Source organism: Streptomyces sp. Je 1-332 (assembly GCF_040730185.1).
Taxonomy (GTDB): domain Bacteria; phylum Actinomycetota; class Actinomycetes; order Streptomycetales; family Streptomycetaceae; genus Streptomyces.
Genome location: NZ_CP160402.1, coordinates 405,610 through 424,190, shown reverse-complemented (window position 1 = coordinate 424,190; position 18,581 = coordinate 405,610). Strand labels below are relative to the sequence as shown.

15 protein-coding genes are annotated in these 18,581 nt (G+C 69.9%); 10 read left to right on the top strand and 5 right to left on the bottom strand.

Translation table 11 applies throughout. From position 1 onward, the window contains the following. The first annotated feature begins 63 nt into the window (after positions 1-63). Complete coding sequence (locus ABXJ52_RS02025) at positions 64-1,785, top strand: acyl-CoA dehydrogenase family protein (RefSeq protein ID WP_367038789.1); 1,722 nt, start codon at positions 64-66, stop codon at positions 1,783-1,785. A gap of 214 nt (positions 1,786-1,999) precedes the next feature. On the opposite strand, the gene ABXJ52_RS02020 is transcribed toward ABXJ52_RS02025, so the two are convergent. Together ABXJ52_RS02020 and ABXJ52_RS02015 are read right to left on the bottom strand one after the other, a co-directional pair. Then, on the bottom strand, positions 2,000-2,431 hold the full coding sequence (locus ABXJ52_RS02020) for a VOC family protein (RefSeq protein WP_367038788.1): 432 nt from the start codon (positions 2,429-2,431) through the stop codon (positions 2,000-2,002). Positions 2,432-2,483: 52 nt separating this feature from the next. Next, positions 2,484-2,897, bottom strand: a complete 414-nt coding sequence (locus ABXJ52_RS02015) for a Fur family transcriptional regulator (protein WP_367038787.1) — start codon at positions 2,895-2,897, stop codon at positions 2,484-2,486. 358 nt (positions 2,898-3,255) lie between these two features. On the opposite strand from ABXJ52_RS02015, the gene katG reads away from it, so the two are divergent. Further along, positions 3,256-5,469 (top strand): catalase/peroxidase HPI, encoded by a 2,214-nt coding sequence (gene katG, locus ABXJ52_RS02010; protein ID WP_367038786.1) that lies wholly within the window; start codon positions 3,256-3,258, stop codon positions 5,467-5,469. Between the two features lie 54 nt (positions 5,470-5,523). On the opposite strand, the gene ABXJ52_RS02005 is transcribed toward katG, so the two are convergent. Next, positions 5,524-6,867 (bottom strand): Gfo/Idh/MocA family oxidoreductase, encoded by a 1,344-nt coding sequence (locus tag ABXJ52_RS02005; protein ID WP_367038785.1) that lies wholly within the window; start codon positions 6,865-6,867, stop codon positions 5,524-5,526. 223 nt (positions 6,868-7,090) lie between these two features. Between ABXJ52_RS02005 and ABXJ52_RS02000 the strand changes: the two genes are divergently transcribed. Genes ABXJ52_RS02000 through ABXJ52_RS01970 form a run of 7 tightly spaced genes read left to right on the top strand, consistent with a single transcriptional unit; the run spans position 7,091 to position 13,628 of the window. Continuing rightward, complete coding sequence (locus ABXJ52_RS02000; RefSeq protein WP_367038784.1) at positions 7,091-8,209, top strand: Gfo/Idh/MocA family oxidoreductase; 1,119 nt, start codon at positions 7,091-7,093, stop codon at positions 8,207-8,209. Next, positions 8,206-9,120 (top strand): PmoA family protein, encoded by a 915-nt coding sequence (locus tag ABXJ52_RS01995; protein WP_367038783.1) that lies wholly within the window; start codon positions 8,206-8,208, stop codon positions 9,118-9,120. The genes ABXJ52_RS02000 and ABXJ52_RS01995 overlap by 4 nt, the downstream gene beginning before the upstream one ends. Continuing rightward, complete coding sequence (locus tag ABXJ52_RS01990) at positions 9,114-9,860, top strand: cupin (protein WP_367038782.1); 747 nt, start codon at positions 9,114-9,116, stop codon at positions 9,858-9,860. Before ABXJ52_RS01995 ends, ABXJ52_RS01990 begins: the two co-directional genes overlap by 7 nt. 57 nt (positions 9,861-9,917) lie before the next feature. Further along, complete coding sequence (locus ABXJ52_RS01985) at positions 9,918-11,201, top strand: ABC transporter substrate-binding protein (RefSeq protein WP_367038781.1); 1,284 nt, start codon at positions 9,918-9,920, stop codon at positions 11,199-11,201. Next, positions 11,198-12,160 carry a sugar ABC transporter permease gene (locus ABXJ52_RS01980; RefSeq protein WP_367038780.1) on the top strand — a complete coding sequence of 321 codons (963 nt, stop codon included), beginning with the start codon at positions 11,198-11,200 and terminating at the stop codon, positions 12,158-12,160. The genes ABXJ52_RS01985 and ABXJ52_RS01980 overlap by 4 nt, the downstream gene beginning before the upstream one ends. Next, on the top strand, positions 12,157-13,026 hold the full coding sequence (locus ABXJ52_RS01975; protein WP_367038779.1) for a carbohydrate ABC transporter permease: 870 nt from the start codon (positions 12,157-12,159) through the stop codon (positions 13,024-13,026). Before ABXJ52_RS01980 ends, ABXJ52_RS01975 begins: the two co-directional genes overlap by 4 nt. A 41-nt stretch (positions 13,027-13,067) precedes the next feature. Further along, positions 13,068-13,628 carry a hypothetical protein gene (locus ABXJ52_RS01970; RefSeq protein ID WP_367038778.1) on the top strand — a complete coding sequence of 187 codons (561 nt, stop codon included), beginning with the start codon at positions 13,068-13,070 and terminating at the stop codon, positions 13,626-13,628. On the opposite strand, the gene ABXJ52_RS01965 is transcribed toward ABXJ52_RS01970, so the two are convergent. Together ABXJ52_RS01965 and ABXJ52_RS01960 are read right to left on the bottom strand one after the other, a co-directional pair. Further along, positions 13,625-14,359 carry a class I SAM-dependent methyltransferase gene (locus ABXJ52_RS01965; RefSeq protein WP_367038777.1) on the bottom strand — a complete coding sequence of 245 codons (735 nt, stop codon included), beginning with the start codon at positions 14,357-14,359 and terminating at the stop codon, positions 13,625-13,627. The genes ABXJ52_RS01970 and ABXJ52_RS01965 overlap by 4 nt on opposite strands. An 83-nt stretch (positions 14,360-14,442) precedes the next feature. Beyond that, positions 14,443-17,145 carry a discoidin domain-containing protein gene (locus ABXJ52_RS01960; protein WP_367038776.1) on the bottom strand — a complete coding sequence of 901 codons (2,703 nt, stop codon included), beginning with the start codon at positions 17,143-17,145 and terminating at the stop codon, positions 14,443-14,445. 376 nt (positions 17,146-17,521) lie between these two features. On the opposite strand from ABXJ52_RS01960, the gene ABXJ52_RS01955 reads away from it, so the two are divergent. Continuing rightward, entirely contained in the window at positions 17,522-18,412 is an 891-nt protein-coding gene (locus ABXJ52_RS01955) for an alpha/beta hydrolase (RefSeq protein ID WP_367048760.1), read from the top strand. Positions 18,413-18,581: the final 169 nt, after the last annotated feature.

Genomic DNA, 18,581 nt, shown 5'->3' with positions numbered 1-18,581 from the left:
CGCTCTCCGCCCTCCCTCACCCTCACCCTCACCGAACCTCCCGAGCCGGAAAGGCGAACACCCATGGCCGACCCGCTGCTGTTCAACCCGCGCACCTACGACCCCGAGCACTTCGACCCCGAGACCCGCAGGCTGCTGCGCGCGACCGTCGAGTGGTTCGAGGCCCGGGGCAAGCGCCGCCTGATCGAGGACTACCGCGACCGCGCCTGGCTGGCGGACTTCCTCGAGTTCTCCGCCAAGGAAGGCCTGTTCGCGACCTTCCTCACCCCGGCGTCCGCCGCACAGGGGCAGCAGGACAAGCGCTGGGACACCGCCCGGATCGCCGCCCTGAACGAGATCTTCGGCTTCTACGGGCTCGACTACTGGTACGCGTGGCAGGTCACCATCCTCGGCCTCGGCCCGGTCTGGCAGAGCGAGAACGCCACCGCCCGCGCCCGCGCGGCCGAACTCCTCGCACAGGGCGAGGTGTTCGCCTTCGGACTGTCCGAGAAGACGCACGGCGCCGACATCTACTCCACCGACATGCTCCTCGAGCCCGACGGCAACGGCGGGTTCCTGGCCAGCGGCTCCAAGTACTACATCGGCAACGGCAACGCCGCAGGTCTCGTCTCCGTCTTCGGCCGCCGCACCGACGTCGAGGGCCCCGACGGCTACGTCTTCTTCGCCGCCGACAGCCGCCACGAGGCGTACCACCTGGTGAAGAACGTCGTCGACTCCTCCAAGTACGTGAGCGAGTTCCGCCTGGAGAACTATCCGGTCGGCCCCGACGACGTGCTGCACACCGGCCGCGCCGCCTTCGACGCCGCGCTCAACACCGTCAACGTCGGCAAGTTCAACCTCTGCACCGCCTCGATCGGCATCTGCGAGCACGCGATGTACGAGGCCGTCACCCACGCCCACAACCGCATCCTCTACGGCCGCCCCGTCACCGCCTTCCCGCACGTGCGCCGCGAGCTGACCGACGCGTACGTCCGCCTCGTCGGGATGAAGCTGTTCAGCGACCGCGCCGTCGACTACTTCCGCTCCGCCGGTCCCGACGACCGCCGCTACCTCCTCTTCAACCCCATGACGAAGATGAAGGTGACCACGGAGGGCGAGAAGGTCATCGACCTGATGTGGGACGTCATCGCGGCCAAGGGCTTCGAGAAGGACAACTACTTCGCGCAGGCGGCTGTCGAGATCCGAGGCCTGCCCAAGCTGGAGGGCACGGTCCACGTCAACCTCGCCCTGATCCTCAAGTTCATGGGCAACCACCTCCTGAACCCGGCCGCGTACGAGCCCGTGCCGACCCGCGTCGACGCGGCGGACGACGACTTCCTCTTCCGGCAGGGACCGGCGCGTGGCCTGGGCGCCATCCGCTTCCACGACTGGCGCACCGCCTACGACGCGTACGCCGCTGTGCCCAACGTCGCGCGCCTGCGCGAACAGGCCGACGCCCTCTGCGAGTTCGTCACCACGGCGGCTCCCGACGAGGAGCAGAGCCGCGACCTCGACCTCCTCCTCGCCGTCGGCCAGCTGTTCGCGCTCGTCGTGCACGGCCAGCTGATCCTGGAGCAGGCACGTCTGACGGACCTCGACGAGGACGTGCTCGACGAGCTGTTCGCCGTCCTCGTACGCGACTTCTCCGCGCACGCCGTCGAACTGCACGGCAAGGACTCCGCCACCGAGGCACAGCAGAACTGGGCCCTTGGCGCGGTGCGACGCCCGGTCGTCGACGACGCGCGCTCGGCACGGGTGTGGGGACGAGTCGAAGCACTGGCCGGGACGTACGAGATGGCGCCCTGACCGGATGACCTCGGGGCCCACACCCCGGACGCCGCTCTCGCTCACCACCCGCGCCTCCCGGGTGAGCGTGGGGGGGGGCTATCCGTGGTGTGACGGTGCCCGGTGAGATCCTCACGTACCGCACGTCGTCCGAGCAGCAGGCCATGAAACCCGTCCTGCCTGCTGGGCGGCCGCTAGGCCCGCGGCGGAGAGGCCGGGTGGCGCCGCGGGCGGATCAGGCGGCGAACACCTGGGAGTCGTCGGCGAACGCCTTGAACTCCAGGGCGTTGCCGGCGGGGTCGAGGAGGAACATCGTCCGCTGCTCGCCCTTCTCGCCCTCGAAGCGTACGTACGGCTCGATGATGAACTCGATGCCTGCCGTGCGCAGTCGCTCGGCCAGTTTCTGGAACTCGGGGACCGGCAGGATCAGGCCGAAGTGCGGCACCGGGACGTCGTGGCCGTCGACCGGGTTGTGCACGCGCTGGGCGCCCTTCGGCGCGAGATGCGTGACGAACTGGTGGCCGTGCAGATTCCAGTCCACCCAGGTGTCCGCGCTGCGGCCCTCCTCCAAGCCCAGTACCTCACCGTAGAAGAGGCGTGCCGCGGCGAGGTCGTCGACCGGCATGGCCAGGTGGAACCGGGGGATGGGGGAGTGGGGTTCGGTCATGGAACTGCCTCCTGTGACGGGAGAGTCCGGGCGGACCTGGCACGGGCCCCGGTTACCCGCGAGCGCAGTCCGGGCACATTCCCCGGTACGTCACCTCGGCCGCGGACACGGTGAAGCCGAACCGCTCGGAGTCCGGCAGCGCCGCCAGCGGGTCGCCGCCGGGGTGCACGTCGCGGATGGCGCCGCAGCCCGAGCACACCAAGTGCTGGTGGGGGTGGTGGGCGTTGGGGTCGTACCGCTTCGCGCGGCCGGTGGACACCTCGATGACCTCGCCGAGGGTGACCAGTTCACCGAGGGTGTTGTAGACCGTGGCGCGGGAGATCTCCGGCAATCGGTCAGTGGCGCGTGCGAGCACCTCGTCCGCGGTCAGGTGGACGTGCTCACCGTCGAGTACCTCGGCGACCACCCGGCGTTGAGCGGTCATCCGCCACCCACGTCCGCGGAGTCGTCCCAGCAGATCGCTCATGCCTACCAGCCTAACTGTGCATCGTCTTACGCCTGAATTCGTACGGACCCGTCTGTCGTATTGACTTGGACTTGGTCCATCGTAGGATCAGTTCCGGCCGACGGCCAAGGGACAGGGCAACAGCAGGGAACAGCACGTGACTTCAGGAGACGGGTCCGTTCGCCCCGGCATCCGGTACCCCGTTCGCGGAGAAGCAGTCCCGCGAGCGAACGCTCACGCGCGCACCGGCCCCTGGACGGTGATCACCTCGGCGTCGGCTTCCCGGCCGCCGAGGCCCGTACCGTCCCCGGGCGCCCCCGACCGTTTCGCCGTTCGCAGTTTCTGAGCACCGTGATCCGCCCCGTCCGGAAGGATTCCCATGACTGACAACCATGACGCGATCGTCACCGACCCCGAGCCGGAGGCGGCCGGTGGCTGCCCCGTCGCGCACGGTCGCGCGCCGCACCCGACCCAGGGCGGTGGAAACCGCCAGTGGTGGCCGGAGCGGCTCAACCTGAAGATCCTCGCCAAGAACCCCGCGGTGGCCAATCCGCTGGGTGAGGAGTTCGACTACGCCGAGGCGTTCAAGAGCCTCGACCTGCCGGCCGTGAAACGGGACATCGCCGAGGTCCTCACCACCTCGCAGGACTGGTGGCCCGCCGACTTCGGCAACTACGGCCCGCTGATGATCCGCATGGCCTGGCACAGCGCGGGCACCTACCGCATCAGCGACGGCCGCGGCGGCGCGGGCGCCGGACAGCAGCGCTTCGCCCCGCTCAACAGCTGGCCGGACAACGTCAGCCTCGACAAGGCCCGCAGGCTCCTGTGGCCGGTGAAGAAGAAGTACGGCCAGAACCTCTCCTGGGCCGACCTCATGGTCCTCACCGGCAACGTGGCCCTGGAGACGATGGGCCTGAAGACCTTCGGCTTCGCCGGTGGCCGCGCCGACGTCTGGGAGCCCGACGAGGACGTGTACTGGGGCCCCGAGACCACCTGGCTCGACGACCAGCGCTACACCGGCGACCGTGAGCTGGAGAACCCGCTCGGCGCGGTCCAGATGGGTCTCATCTACGTCAACCCCGAGGGCCCCAACGGCAACCCGGACCCGGTCGCCGCGGCCCGCGACATCCGTGAGACGTTCCGCCGCATGGCGATGAACGACGAGGAGACCGTCGCGCTCATCGCGGGCGGCCACACCTTCGGCAAGACACACGGCGCGGGACCGAGCGAGGCCGTCGGCGACGACCCCGAGGCCGCGCTCATGGAGCAGCAGGGCTTCGGCTGGAAGAACACCCACGGCACCGGCGTGGGCCCCGACGCCACCACCAGCGGCCTCGAGGTCATCTGGACCACCACGCCCACGCAGTGGGGCCACGACTTCTTCAAGCACCTCTTCGAGTACGACTACGAGCTCACCCAGAGCCCGGCGGGTGCGAACCAGTGGGTGGCGACGAACGCCGAGGCGGTCATCCCCGACGCCTTCGACACGTCGAAGAAGCACCGCCCGCAGATGCTCACCACCGACCTGGCGCTGCGCTTCGACCCGGTCTACGAGCAGATCTCGCGGCGTTTCTACGAGAACCCGGACCAGTTCGCGGACGCGTTCGCCCGCGCCTGGTACAAGCTGACGCACCGTGACATGGGCCCGATCGTGCGCTACCTCGGCCCGGAGGTGCCCTCCGAGGTGCTGCTGTGGCAGGACCCGCTGCCGGCGGCCGATGGCGAGCCGGTCGACGCCTCGGACATCGCGTCGCTCAAGGAGCAGATCCTCGCCTCGGACCTCACCACCGCGCAGCTGGTCTCCGCGGCCTGGGCCGCGGCGTCCTCCTTCCGCGGCAGCGACAAGCGCGGTGGCGCCAACGGCGGTCGCATCCGCCTGGAGCCGCAGCGCAGCTGGGAGGTGAACAACCCCGACAGCCTCGCGCAGGTGCTGCGTACGCTCGAGGGCATCCAGTCGTCCTTCAACTCCGGTGCCAAGAAGGTCTCGCTGGCCGACCTGGTCGTCCTCGCCGGCTCCGCGGCGGTCGAGAAGGCGGCCAAGGACGCGGGTGTCCAGGTCGAGGTGCCGTTCACGCCGGGCCGTGTCGACGCCGCGCAGGAGCAGACGGACGTCGAGTCGTTCGCCGCGCTGGAGCCGACCCACGACGGCTTCCGTAACTTCGTCGGCAAGGGCAACCGCCTGCCGGCCGAGTTCCTGCTGCTCGACAAGGCGAACCTGCTGACCCTGAGCGCGCCCGAGCTGACGGTCCTCGTCGGCGGTCTGCGCGTCCTCGGCGCCAACCACGCCGGTTCGAAGCACGGCGTGTTCACGGACAAGCCGGGCACCCTGTCGAACGACTTCTTCGTCAACCTGCTCGACATGGGCACGACCTGGAAGTCGACGTCCGAGGCGCAGGACGCGTTCGAGGGCCGTGACGCGAGCGGCGCGGTCAAGTGGACCGGCACCCGCGCCGACCTGGTCTTCGGCTCGAACTCCGAGCTCCGCGCGCTCGCCGAGGTCTACGCGAGCGACGACGCGAAGGAGAAGTTCGTGAAGGACTTCGTCGCGGCCTGGAGCAAGGTCATGGACCTCGACCGGTTCGACCTGGTCTGAGCTCTCTGACGGTGACGTACGGGCCGGTCCTCGCGGACCGGCCCGTACGTCGTCTCAGCTCTCCATGAGTTTCCGGACGTCGACCGGAAGCCCCGTGACGAAGGACTGGTTCGCGGCGAGCCCCGTGGCCAGGGAGCGGGCCCCGTCCTCGGCGTCCGCCCCGCGGCCCAGGGAGTCCGGCACACCGGGTGCTCGCTCGCCGAAGAGATCGACCAACATGCGCACGTCCCCGCCGCCGTGCCCGCCCTCACCGGTGGGCACCTTCACCTCCCTCGGCTCCTCCCAGAAGCGGCGCAGCAGGAGTTGGATGCGGCCCGCTTCGTCCCCGACCGCCGTGCCGTGCAGGACGGGGCTCGCGCCATCGGTCCGTACGTCGGGGCGCGTCCAGGTGGATTCCTCCACGAGGAGTTCGACGCGTCCCTCGCTGCCGTTGAAGGCGATCCGACAGCCCTCCCAGGGCGCGTAGGCGGTCAGGTGGTACGTGAGGGTCGCGCCGGACGAGTAATGCACCAGGACCGCCATGTCGTCCTCGATGCTCACCCCGGGTCCGAACACGTTCTGGTCGCGGTGGTAGCCGTCTTCCGCCTCCGCATCCAGGTAGAGGGCACTGAGTGCGGACGAGTCGGTCAGACGGATGGCGAAGGGATCGCTCTCGGCTGCGGGAGAGCCGTGCGCGCGGGCGTAGTCACGGGCCAGACCGTGCCGGGTGCCCGCCTCGTCGCCGTAGAAGAAGAGTCCGCCCTGCGCATAGACGGTCTCGGGCCGTGCGCCCAGCCACCAGTTGACCAGGTCGAAGTGGTGGGTGGCCTTGTGCACCATCAGGCCGCCGGAGTTCGCCTTGTCGCGGTGCCAGCGGCGGAAGTAGTCCGCGCCGTGCCGCAGGTCGAGCAGCCACTCGAAGTGCACCGAGCCGACCTCGCCGATCGCGCCGTCCGCCAAAAGCTTCCGTACGGCTGAATGCACCGGGTTGTAGCGGTAGTTGAAGGCGACGCGGACGTCGTGGCCCGTGCGGCACCGCGTTTCGAGGATGCGGCGGGCGCGCTCGGCGGTCGTGGTCATCGGCTTCTCCGTGACCACGTCGCAGCCCGCTTCGAGGGCCCGCACGATGTAGTGGTCGTGGAGGTGGTCGACGGTGCAGACCACGACGAGGTCGACGCGCTCACGGCGCAGCATCTCCTCGAAGTCGTCCGGGGCGTAAGCGGGCACGGCGGGGCGGCCCGGGTGGGCGGTCGCGATCCAGTCGTTGTGGACAGCCATGCGGTGCGCGTTGGCATCGCAGAAACCGGCCAGTTCCATCCGGTTCGCGTAGGGGCCGGCGAGCGCCTCGGTGAAGAGCTGGGCGCGGGCGCCGAGTCCCACCACGGCACAGCGACGACGGCGTGGGGCGTCGATGGGCATGAGTGCATCCGTTCGGGGAGTTGAGGATTTCGGATGTCCGGATGTCCGGATGTGGGCGTCGCGGGGGGAGGTGGTGAGCGCACGGCAACGATCGGCGTCCACATCATTGAGTCGTTTCATTCTTCGTTCCGGTTTTCGGCTCCGAGGTCTTGTTCTGGGATTCCTGCGGTGCCTAGGGTCGGCATCGGTGCAAGCGCTTTCTAAGCTCGTTCGAGGAGACCGTATGTCCTCCACCCCCACCCGTCTACGGGCCGCCGTCGTCGGCACAGGCGGCATCGTGACCGGAAGTCATCTGCCCGCCCTGCGGGCCCACGCGGACCGGATCGAGCTGAGAGCCGCAGTCGACGTCGACCCCGCTCGGCTCGCCGCGTTCCGCGCGGAGGCCGCCGCCGCGGACATGAACGTCGATGGCTACGCGGACTTCGACGCGATGGTCGACGCGGTCCGCCCCGACCTGGTCCTGATCGGCACCCCGCCCTCGCTGCACCGCGCGCAGACCGTGGCCGCGCTGGAGGCGGGCGCGTGGGTGCTGTGCGAGAAGCCGCTGTGTCTCTCGCTCGCCGAGTACGACGAGATCGCCGCCGCCGAGGAGGCATCGGGGGCGTACGCATCGGTGGTCTTCCAGCACCGCTACGGCTCGGGAGCCGTCCACGCCCGCGAGCTGATCGCGAACGGCGAACTCGGCACACCCCGCGTCGCGCACTGCCAGACCACCTGGCACCGCGACAGCGCCTACTACGCGGTGCCGTGGCGGGGGCGGTGGGAGAGCGAGGGCGGCGGCCCCACCATGGGGCACGGCATCCACCAGTTCGACCTGCTCCTGCACCTGCTCGGCGACTGGACCGAGGTGCGCGCCATGGCGGCCCGCCTCGTGCACGACACCGAGAGCGAGGACGTCTCGACCGCCCTGGTGCGGTTCGAGAGCGGCGCGCTCGCCACCGTCGTCAACAGCGTCCTGTCCCCGGACGAGGTCAGCCGCATCCGCCTCGACTGCGCAGACGCGACGCTCGAACTCACCCATCTCTACGGCCACTCCAACGACGACTGGGTCTACACCCCGGCCCCGCACGTCGACGCGGGGCGCGCGAAGGCCTGGCGCACGCCGACCGCAGACGTGCCCAGCTCGCACGCCGCCCAGCTCGGCGCTCTCCTCGACGCCAACGAGCGGGGCATACGGCCGCCGGGCAGCGGCGCCGACGCCCGCCGCACCCTCGAATTCGCCGCCGCGCTCTACAAGTCGGCGTTCACCGGGCAGCCGGTGTTCGCGGGCGAGATCGTCTCCGGCGACCCCTACTACCCGGCCATGCACGGCAGCCACCCCGACTGGAGCCCTCAGCGATGACGATTCAGGTCACCCACACCCACGGCGAGCGGATCACGGTCGAGTCGGGCGGTGTCGAGCTGCTCAGCTACGTCTACGCCCCGGACCCCGACGCCTTCGAGGCGCGCAAGCCCTACATCCACCCCCTGCGCACCCTGGCCGGACACCAGGTCTCGGGCTATCGGCCGAACGACCACCGCTGGCACAAGGGCCTTCAGATGACCGCGAGCCATCTGTCGGGGCAGAACTTCTGGGGCGGCAACTGCTATGTCCACGGCGAGGGTTACCTGCGTCTGCCGGAGCGTGTCGGCTCCATGCGGCACGACGGATTCCCCGCCATCGCCGTGGACGACGAGCGCCTCCACTTCACCGAAGAGCTCACCTGGGTCGAGAACGGCGGCCAGGAATGGGCCAGGGAAGAGCGGGACATCACCGTCCACTCGGTCGACGCGGACGCCGGGTCGTGGGCCCTCGACTGGTCGATCCGGCTGACCAACATCCGCGACGAACCCCTGCGCTTCGGCTCGCCGACCACCGCCGGCCGCGAGATGGCCGGGTACACGGGCCTGCAGTGGCGCGGTCCGCGTGACTTCACCGGCGGCGCCGCCTTCGGCCCCGACGGCGACAAGGACGCGGCCGGGCTGATGGGCACCCAGGGGCCGTGGCTGGCCTTCACCGCCGAGCACGACGATGTCGACGCGCACTCGACGCTCGTCTTCGCGCACAGCCCGGAGAACGTGGACGGGATCCACGACTCGCACTGGTTCGTGCGCTCCGAACCCATCCCGACCGTCGCCTTCTCCTGGGCGTTCTTCGAGGAGTTCGAACTGACGCCCGGCGCGTCCTTCGCCTACCGCTACCGCGTCGTGGTCGCCGACGGCGCGTGGGACCGCGACCGCGTCGCCACCCACCTGAAGGGCCTGTCATGGTGAGCCTTCCGCACCCCCTGCCCGGAGCCGTCGGCCTCTCGCACCTGAGCGCCTACGAGTGGGAGGCCGCCGACGGCGTGTGCGGCGGTAGCCCGCATCTGCACCTGGTGTGCACGGAGGCGTACGTCGTCACCGGCGGCCTCGGGGCCGTCCAGACGCTCAGCCCCGACGGTTACCGCGAGGTCCCCCTCGAAGCGGGTTCCGTCGCGTGGTTCACGCCCGGCACCGTCCACCGCATGGTGCAGGGCGGCGACCTGCGGATCACGGTCCTGATGCAGAACAGCGGCCTGCCCGAGGCCGGGGACGCCGTCTTCACCTTCCCGCCCGACGTGCTCGCCGACCCCGAGCGGTACGCGGCCGCGGCACGGCTCCCCGCCAAGAGCGGCCCGGAGGCGGAGGCCGCCGCTCGCAAACGCCGTGACCTGGCCGTCGAGGGGTATCTGCCGCTGCGGGAGGCGCTCAGGGCCGGGGACAACGGCCCCTACCTGGAGTTCCAGCAGGCCGCGGCCCGGCTCGTGCGGGACAAGGTCCCCACCTGGCGCGAGCTGTGGCAGGCGGGCGCCCTCGCCACCGCCGAGCGCACCGGCGCGCAGTTGCGGGCGCTGGAGTCCGGCACCCCCGACTACCTCGCGGGATCGGGCTCGTACGACAGCCGGCCTTCGCGCCACGGCGGGTACGGCATGTGCGGGCGCCGCGACGAGTACGAACTGCCGGGCACGACGCTCCCGTACCACGGCGAGTAACCGCCCCGATCAGCAGAAGCGTCCGTCAGGAATCGAGAGAGGAGAGGTGTCATCGGCATGCCCGGAAACAGGACAAAGTGGTCCTGCGGGGCGGTCGCGGTGCTCACGCTCAGTGCGCTGCTCACCGGCTGCGGCGGCTCGGACGAAACGAGCGGCGGCGGCCGGACCGTTCTGCGCTACACCTGGTGGGGCAACCCCGACCGGGCGGCCCGTACGCAGGAAGCCATCGCGCTGTTCGAGAAGGAGCACCCCGGGATCACGGTGCAGACCTCGTTCGCCGGCTACGAGGCGTACAAGCAGAAGCTCGCCACCCAGGCGGCGGGCGGCGACGCCCCCGACGTGATGCAGCTCGACTACCGGCAGATCGACCAGTACGCGTCCGGCGGCATCCTCCTCGACCTCGGAGAGCAGAAGAAGACCCTGCGCACCGACGAGATCGACCCCGGTCTCCTCGCCACCGGGGTCGTCGACGGCACCCAGTACGCGATCCCGCAGGGCCGCGGCACCGAAACCGTCGTGTACGACGCCGAGCAATGGAAGGCGGCCGGGGTGAAGCTCCCGCGCAAGGGCTGGACCTGGGACGAATGGGCCGACGCCATGCGGGAGTTGGCGAAGCGGACGGGGAAGCCGGGCTCCGTCGACCCCGGACAGAGTGAGGACTGCTTCGAGGTGTGGCTGCGGGGTCAGGGCAAGACCCTCTACACGAAGGACCGCAAGCTCGGCTTCACCGCCGACGACCTGACCCGCTGGTGGACCTTCACCGACAAGCTGCGCCGCGAGGGCGTGGTGTCGTCCGCCCAGCAGACCACGCAGCTCGACGGGACCGTGGAGAACCAGCCGTTGGCGCGCGGCAAGGCGATATCCGACTTCAACTGGGACGCGCCCGCCAGCGGCTACACGCCCATCGTGGGCGAGGGCCTGACGCTCGCCCCGATGCCGTCCGGCGCGGACGGCACGCCCGGCCAGTACTTCAAGCCCTCGATGTTCATGGGTGCGGCGGACAGCACCCAACACCCGGCGGAATCCGCAGAGTTCATCGACTTCATGATCAACGACGAGAAGGCGGCGGCCATCCTCGGTGCCTCCCGGGGCATCCCCGTCAACGAGCCGATCCGCGACGAACTCGGCCCCGAACTGAAGGACTTCGACAAGATCGTCGCCGACTACCAGGATTCCGTCGACGGCAGCCTCGAGGCGCCGCCGCAGGCCCCGCCCAGCGGCGACAACGCCTTGCAGACCACCTTCGGGCGCGACTACGACCAGGTGTCGTTCGAGCAGATGTCACCCCGTGAGGCGGCGGAGGACTACCTCACCGAGGCGAAGGCGGAGCTGCGGTCATGACCACCACCACCGACCTACCCGCTGACGCCGCGCGGACCGAGCGCCCCGCGCCACCGCCCAAGCAGCCCGGCAGGCTTCGGCGCGAGGGCGCCGCCTGGGTGTTCCTCTCGCCCTGGGTGCTCGGCGCCGCCGTCCTGACGCTCCTTCCGATGGCCGTCTCGCTGTATCTGTCCTTCACCGACTACGACCTGTTCAACGCCCCGCGCTGGGTGGGACTGCGCAACTACGTCCAGATGTTCACCGAGGACCCGCGCTACTGGCGCTCGGTCGGCGCGACCTTGATGTACGTCGTGATCGCCGTGCCGCTGCAACTGGCGCTCGCCCTCGCCGTCGCCCTCGCCCTGAAGTCCATGAAGCGCGGCAAGTCCTTCTACCGGTCCGCCTTCTACGCCCCTTCGCTGCTCGGCGCGTCCATGTCGATCGCCCTGGTGTGGCGGGCGGTCTTCAACGACGGCGGCACCGTCGACAACCTCCTCGCGGACGTCGGCATCCACACCGGCGGCTGGGTCAACAAGCCAGGCTGGGCGCTGCTGGCGGTGGCGCTCCTTACGGTGTGGCAGTTCGGCGCCCCCATGGTGATCTTCCTGGCGGGGCTCCAGCAGATTCCCACGGAGCTCTACGAGGCTGCCGCGGTCGACGGGGCAAGCCGCAGGCGGCAGTTCGTGTCGATCACCCTGCCGATGCTTTCACCGGTGCTCTTCTTCAACCTGGTGCTCCAGACCATCCAGGCCTTCCAGGTCTTCACGCCCGCCTTCGCGGTCAGCGGCGGCAAGGGCGGCCCCGCCGACTCCACCCTCTTCTACACGCTCTACCTCTACGACCGCGGCTTCGTCGCCTCGCACATGGGCTACGCCTCCGCCATGGCCTGGGTCCTGCTGATCGCCATCGGAGCGGTGACCGCGGTGCTCTTCCGCACCTCGCGCTCCTGGGTCTTCTACGCGAACGAGGGGGAGCGATGACCATTACCACTGCCACCGCCACGGGCCGCAGGACCTTTCCCTGGCGTCGCGTCGCGCTGCACGCCGGATGCCTGGCCGCGCTCCTGGTGATGCTCTACCCGCTGGCCTGGCTCGTCGCCACGTCGCTCAAGCCGGCCGACGAGGTGATCGCGAGCCTGAACCTGCTGCCGAGCAAGCTGGAGTGGTCGAACTACTCGACCGCCCTGGACGGCGTGGACGAGGTGTCCGTCGGACGGCTGCTCTCCAACTCCCTGCTGATCGCGGGCGGCGCGGTCCTCGGCAACGTACTCAGCTGCTCTCTCGCGGCCTACGCCTTTGCCAGGCTGCGTTTCCGCTTCCGCGGGCCGCTCTTCGCCTTCATGATCGCGACGATCATGCTGCCGCACCACGCCGTCCTGATCCCGCAGTACATCATCTTCAACCAGCTCGGCATGGTGAACACCTATTGGCCGCTGATCCTGCCGAAGTTCCTCGCCACCGAGGCCTTCTTCGTCTTCCTCATCGTGCAGTTCATGCGGGGCCTGCCGCGCGAGTTGGAGGAAGCGGCCAGGATCGACGGCTGCGGCCCCTTCCGGAGCTTCTTCCTGGTCGTCCTGCCGCTCACCAGGCCCGCCCTGATCACCACGGCGATCTTCACGTTCATCTGGACGTGGAACGACTTCTTCACGCAGCTGATCTATCTCTTCTCGCCGGAGAAGTTCACGCTGACGCTCGCGCTGAGGTCGTTCGTGGACGCCTCCAGCCAGTCCGCGTTCGGCCCGATGTTCGCCATGTCGGTGATCGCACTGCTCCCGATCGTGCTGTTCTTCCTGGCCTTCCAGCGTTTCCTGGTCGAGGGCATGGCCAGCTCCGGGGTGAAGGGATGAGTGCGCGGGCCCGCGAGACGGGCGAGATCTTCGGTCCGCGAATGACTCTCTTCGCGGACGTCCTCGCACTCGGCGTGGTCACAGCGCTCGCCTGTCTGCCCTTGATCACCGCTCCGGCGGCGCTCTCCACCGCCTGCGCGGTGGTACGCGGCACCGGGGACGACCAACCGGCCACGGCGAAGCGTTACTTGGTGCTTCTACGCGACCGGTTCCGTCCCGGCGACCTCGCGGCGGGGCTGGCCGCCCTCACCGGGATGCTGCTGCTCGCGGCGGACCTGGCGCTCGCGGGGGCGGGGCTGCCGGGCGCCAGGGTCTTCGCCGTGACGGCGGCGGCGATCGGGGCGTGCGCGGTGATCGTGGGCCTGCGTGCCTGTGCCCACCCCGCGTCGCTCACCGACTGGCGAGCGGCGGTGCGCGGCGCCGCGGGAGCATCGGTGCGGGACGTGGGCGGCAGCGCCCTGGTCCTGCTCGCCCTCGCGGCGGCCGTCCTGTGCGCCTGGATGATGCTGCCGCTGGCGTTCCTTGTGCCGGGGCCGCTGGCCATGGCGCTCACCGCCATCGATGTACGCAACGTGCGCACGGCTTTCTCGTCGACGCGCTAGCGGGGCTTGTGGCGGCGGGCGAGGAAGACGAACTCCTTGCCGGGGCGGTCCGGGGCGTCGCGGATCTCTTCCACCACGTAGCCGTGGGCGGTGAGCGACGCGGTCACCTCGTCGCGCTCGCGGAAGCGGAGGGTGGGGTGGGAGGTGAGGGTCTCGCCGGTCGCGGTGAGGACGTAGGTGTGGCGGAAGGTCACCAACGGCAGGCTGACGTCGGTGACTTCCACCCAGGTCTCGACGTCGCCGACGCCTTCGACGGCGACCGTGCGCAGGGTCGCGGCGCGGTTCCACTCCCGCCACGCCCTGCGGTCGGGGTCGCGGGTCTCGAAGACGAGATGGCCGCCCGGTCGCAGGGCGGCATGGACTCCGCGCAGGGTGGACTCCCACATCTCCGGAACCGCGATCGCCTGAGCCACATTGGCGGTCATGGTGGCCAGGTCCACCTGCATGTCCGGGAGCGCGGTCGCGTCACCGTGAATCCATCGCACGCGGTCGCTGCCGGTCTTGGAGCGGGCGATGTCGAGGGAGGCGGCGGCCGGTTCGACACCGGTCACTTGCAGCCCCCTGTTGGCGAGGAGCAGCGCGAATGTTCCTGTGCCACACCCCACGTCCAGCACCTGATGTGCCTTCAGTTCCTGGGCCACGTCGGCGTATACGTCCAAGTCGCCGCGGTCCGACTCCAGCGGGTCGTAGAGCGCTGCCAGCCTCGGATCCTCGTACGCCTCGTCTGCCACGGCCGGAGGCTACAACGAGAAGCGACGGTGGAGGCACTCCATTACACGTGCCTCCACCGTCGCGTGCCCGCTCCTGCCGCGACCTATCGGTTGACGGTCAACTCCTGGATGCCCGCGGGCTTCTTCGGGTCCTTGGAGGTGAGCTTCACGCGGACGTAGCGGGCCGTGGTTCCTTCGTCCGGGTCGGTGGTCTTCCAATGGTGGCCGTCTCGCGACGTCTGCACCGCGTACTTCGTGGGCTTCACGTCCGTCCAGCGCGGGGTGATCTCGGCGATACGGGACACCTTGCCGAGGTCCGCGGTGAGCGTGGCGCGGGCTGCTTCGGGGGCCCAGGCGGTGGCGGTGTTGCCGTCGAGTGCTGCGTCCGCGTACTGGCCCGGCTGCTCCGAAGTCGCCTTCGCGGCACGGCACCTGGCGAGGTTGTCGGTAGGTTCGAGGTCCGGGCGGCGGGTCTTGAGGTGCGCGGGCGCACCCTCGCTGACGACCTGCTTGCCCTGCGGGGTCTCGATCTCGAAGGGCTCGCCGTGCGTGAGGCGCACGGTGGTCTCGTGGGCGCCGATGGCGATGTCGTACGTACGGCCCTGCCAGTGCAGGGAGTTGAGCTTCACTCCCTGGGACAGCTGCGGCGGCAGCATCGGGTCGAGGTGCACGCTGTTCTCGCGCATCCGCTGCCCGGTCAGGCCATTGGTGAAGACCTGGAGGAAGCCGCCCTGGCCGGTCGTGAAGTTCTGGGCGGGGGAGCCGGAGAGTGGGTCGGACGCTCCCGCCTTGTCGCCGCGCGCCTCCGAGAACAGGTCGAACGGGCCACGCACGAAGGGGCGGATGGAGCGCGTCAGGTACGTGTACGCGGAGCAGCCGGGCTCGCCGATCGCGGCGGCGTCGATGGCGTGCACCGAGTCGGTCATGGCGGGCCCGTCGGGGTCGGTGCGGGCCGCGTAGTAGTCGAGGGTGTTCGTGGCGGCCTGCTTCGACATCGGCCACTCCAGCGGGTACATCAGCAGCACGGTGTCCGCCTGCTTGATCACCGAGCCCTTGTAACCGTCGTACTGCTGGAAGACCTGCTTCTTCTTGTCGTAGGGGATGCGCAGCTTGTCGGCGACGGTGTTCCAGTTCGCCGGGGCGTCCTTGCCGAGGAGCTTCGCGGCGTGGGTGGCGGTGCGCAGGGTGGTGGCGGCGCCGGCGTTGGTGAAGACGCCGTCGTCGACGCCGTTGCTGTACTCGTCGGGACCCGCGACGTCCTTGATGGAGTAGCTGCCGTCGGCGTTGCGTGTGGCGCGGTCGGCCCAGAACTCGGCGGTGCCCTTGATCACCGGCCAGCCACGGGTGCGCAGCCAGTGATGGTCCTTGGTCGCGAGGTAGTACTGCCAGGCGGCCAGGGCCACGTCGCTCTGCAGGTGGTTCTGGGTGCGGCAGTGCGGCGGGTCCACGCTGTGGCACTCGGCCTTGAGATCGCCCTTGCTCGCGCTGGTCCAGGGGTAGAAGAGGCCGCGGTGGCCGAGCTTCTTCGCGTTGGCGCGCGCGCCGTCCCGGGTGCGGTAGCGGTACTCCACCACGGACTTGGCGAGGTCGGGGTGGGCGGCGAGCAGCGCGGGGTACATCCAGGTCTCCGCGTCCCAGAAGACGAGCCCCGCGTAGTTGTCGCTGCTCAGACCGGTGGGGGAGATGCTGTTGGCCGAGCCGGTGCGGGTGCTGGACAGCAGCCCGTACTGGGCGGAGCGCACCCACGACTGGAGATCGCGCTGCCCGGCCACCTCGATGTCGCTGCGCCACAGCTTGCGCCAGGCGGCGGTGTGGCCCGCGAACAGCGCGTCCCAGCCGCGCCCGGCAGCACGCTGCGAGGCCGCGACGGCGGCGCGCTCGGGGGAGCGGGAGGTCAGCGCGGTGTCGACGCCGACGAACTTGGTCATCTCGTAGGTCCGGCCGGAGCGAACGGGCATGCCGACGGACTGATGCGCGCTCAATTCGCGGGCAGGAGCTGAGCGTTGTTCATTTCCTGTACGCACGCCATGCCCCGCGCGGAGCGTCGATGCGACCGACCCTTCGGTCTTCGTGCCGTCCGTGCGGAACCCCACGGCCATGGTCTGACCCCCGGAGCGTGCACCGCCGCCGGTGGCGGTCATGCGCCGGGCGCCGCGTCCGTCGATGCGGTCGGTGACCTTCGCTTCGCCGTCCCAGTGCGGGGTGACGCGCAGGCGTACGGCGCCGACGTGGGGGTTGGTGCGGTCCGCGAGGACGTCGTAGACGAGGTCGGTCGCCCGGCCGTCCTTGGCCGTCCAGGTGAGTTCGGTCCGCACCAGGCCGCGGCGCAGGTCGAGGCTCTGCCGGTAGTGCGAGATCCGGGAGGCCGGCGTCGCGGAGGTGAACGTCTCGGACTCGGGACCGTCGGTGGAGACCGTGAGGGGGCTCCAGGTGGGGATGGCCGCCGCGACCTCGCGGTTCTCGGTGGTGTCCTTGTTGTGCGCGTACAGGCCGGAGACGAACGAACCGTCGTAACGGCGGCTGAACAGCGGCCAGCCGGTCTTGGCGTCGGAAGCGGTGTAGCCGGATCCGTTGGGCGCGACGCGCTGACCGAGGTAGCCGTTGCCGACGAGGGCGTGGTACGTGTCCTTCGCGTCGATACGGGTCGACGTCAGCGTCCAGCCGTCGTCGGACGAGGGCGCGGGCGTCGTCGGCTTCTCGGTGCCTGGGGACGCGATGTCGGCCGCCGCGGTGGGGGGAACGGCGGCGGCAAGCACACCCACGAGGAGGGGTGCGATGAACCGGGCCGTGCGGGGGAGGGACCTCATTGTGCTCCGTTGCGGGGTCGCCGGGGAAGGTCAGGCGACCATAAAGAGGTGAACGGTCCGCGTCAATGAATCGCGCGATGTGTTGAAGAATCAAACGAACCCGTGAGTAGGGCGCGAGGTGGCCTGCCCCGTGCTGTGCGCTCGCTGTGGGTCCGGGGGTACCAATGCGTAGATACCGCCACTGTTCCGCCCCTTTCGGGCCTGCACCTTCGATGGGCCGGGGTCGGTGTCCGTACGACACCGGTGATTTCGCCGATGCCGACATCCCGTCAGCACCGCCACGGTGGGGACCGCCAACGAACACGGCGGTCTCCACCGGGACATACCTCCCTCTCCCGGCCGGCCCCGCCACGACCGAGAGGACCCCTCCGTGCGCATGCACGTCTTCTCCCGCCCTGTGGTGCGGGCCGCCCTGGCCGCCGCGGTCGCCACCGCGGGCCTCCTCGGCACCGGCCTCGTGCCCGGTGCCCAGGCCGCCGCGGACAACCCGTACGAGCGTGGCCCCGAACCCACCGTCTCCAGCATCGAGGCATCGCGCGGCTCGTACGCCGTCTCGCAGACCACCGTCTCCTCGCTGAGCGTGTCCGGCTTCGGTGGCGGCACCATCTACTACCCCACGTCCACCGCCGACGGCACCTTCGGTGCGGTCGTCATCTCCCCGGGCTTCACCGCCTACCAGTCGAGCATCGCCTGGCTCGGGCCGCGGCTCGCCTCCCAGGGCTTCGTGGTCTTCACCATCGACACCAACACGACGGTCGACCAGCCCGACAGCCGAGGCCGCCAACTCCTGTCTGCTCTCGACTACTTGACGCAGTCGAGCTCGGTACGGGGCCGCGTCGACGCCTCCCGGCTCGGTGTGATGGGGCACTCGATGGGTGGTGGTGGCACCCTGGAGGCCGCCAAGAGCCGTTCCTCGCTGAAGGCGGCGATCCCGCTGACCGGCTGGAACACCGACAAGACCTGGCCCGAGCTGCGCACGCCCACTCTCGTCGTGGGCGCCGACGGTGACACCGTCGCGCCTGTCTCCTCCCACTCCGAGCCGTTCTACCAGTCGCTGCCGAGCAGTCTGGACAAGGCGTACCTGGAGCTCAACGGCGCCTCCCACTTCACGCCGAACTCGTCGAACACGACGATCGCGAAGTACAGCATTTCGTGGCTGAAGCGGTTCATCGACAACGACACCCGCTTCGAGCAGTTCCTCTGCCCGCTGCCGAGGCCGAGCCTCACCATCGAGGAGTACCGGGGCAACTGCCCGCACAACTCCTGACCCTGACGGCCCGTCATGGGGGCCCGTCGTCCGTCGCCGGTGGTCAGCCGGCGGCGGACGACGTGTGTCGTCCCCCTCCTCCCCCCGGCCCGCGGACTGTGCCCGCGCACACCCGGACGCGGCTGCCGTTGGTGGTGCGCCCAGTGCGGTGGACGCGGGGCTTCCGGGG

Excerpts from the sequence above, each read along its gene's own strand:
- ABXJ52_RS02025 (WP_367038789.1), top strand. The coding sequence starts at position 64 with ATGGCCGACCCGCTGCTGTTCAACCCGCGCACCTACGACCCCGAGCAC.
- ABXJ52_RS02020 (WP_367038788.1), bottom strand. The coding sequence starts at position 2,431 with ATGACCGAACCCCACTCCCCCATCCCCCGGTTCCACCTGGCCATGCCG.
- ABXJ52_RS02015 (WP_367038787.1), bottom strand. The coding sequence starts at position 2,897 with ATGAGCGATCTGCTGGGACGACTCCGCGGACGTGGGTGGCGGATGACC.
- katG (WP_367038786.1), top strand. The coding sequence starts at position 3,256 with ATGACTGACAACCATGACGCGATCGTCACCGACCCCGAGCCGGAGGCG.
- ABXJ52_RS02005 (WP_367038785.1), bottom strand. The coding sequence starts at position 6,867 with ATGCCCATCGACGCCCCACGCCGTCGTCGCTGTGCCGTGGTGGGACTC.
- ABXJ52_RS02000 (WP_367038784.1), top strand. The coding sequence starts at position 7,091 with ATGTCCTCCACCCCCACCCGTCTACGGGCCGCCGTCGTCGGCACAGGC.
- ABXJ52_RS01995 (WP_367038783.1), top strand. The coding sequence starts at position 8,206 with ATGACGATTCAGGTCACCCACACCCACGGCGAGCGGATCACGGTCGAG.
- ABXJ52_RS01990 (WP_367038782.1), top strand. The coding sequence starts at position 9,114 with ATGGTGAGCCTTCCGCACCCCCTGCCCGGAGCCGTCGGCCTCTCGCAC.
- ABXJ52_RS01985 (WP_367038781.1), top strand. The coding sequence starts at position 9,918 with ATGCCCGGAAACAGGACAAAGTGGTCCTGCGGGGCGGTCGCGGTGCTC.
- ABXJ52_RS01980 (WP_367038780.1), top strand. The coding sequence starts at position 11,198 with ATGACCACCACCACCGACCTACCCGCTGACGCCGCGCGGACCGAGCGC.
- ABXJ52_RS01975 (WP_367038779.1), top strand. The coding sequence starts at position 12,157 with ATGACCATTACCACTGCCACCGCCACGGGCCGCAGGACCTTTCCCTGG.
- ABXJ52_RS01970 (WP_367038778.1), top strand. The coding sequence starts at position 13,068 with ATGACTCTCTTCGCGGACGTCCTCGCACTCGGCGTGGTCACAGCGCTC.
- ABXJ52_RS01960 (WP_367038776.1), bottom strand. The coding sequence starts at position 17,145 with ATGAGGTCCCTCCCCCGCACGGCCCGGTTCATCGCACCCCTCCTCGTG.
- ABXJ52_RS01955 (WP_367048760.1), top strand. The coding sequence starts at position 17,522 with ATGCACGTCTTCTCCCGCCCTGTGGTGCGGGCCGCCCTGGCCGCCGCG.